Source organism: Vibrio sp. DNB22_10_4, from assembly GCF_052879755.1.
On the sequence record NZ_JBNNXW010000101.1, the window covers coordinates 1 to 251 of the forward strand.

The 251-nt window shown below is 61.4% G+C and carries 1 protein-coding gene; it reads right to left on the reverse strand.

The window, feature by feature from the left end; translation table 11 throughout:
• Nucleotides 1-251: LON peptidase substrate-binding domain-containing protein (locus tag ACVA6Q_RS24835; protein WP_446649250.1), on the reverse strand; the 251-nt coding region annotated here is incomplete at both ends.

The window sequence follows — 251 nt, forward strand, 5'->3', positions numbered from 1 at the left end:
CTTCACGTACTGATCGAATTGCGACACGATGGCGCGACGCAGCGCCTCGGTTTCGGCCGATTCAGTCGGTTCCGGGCCGACGGGCACTGCTTCGCAGAAGAAGTGCGATTCGTCGTCGGTCACGGTCAGGATATTGGCGCGTTGCGTGCCCTCGACCAGCACCTTCACGGTGCCGTCCGGCAGCTTCAGCATCTGCAGGATGTTGGCGATACAACCGACCTCGTAGAGGTCCTTGTCGGTCGGCTCATCCT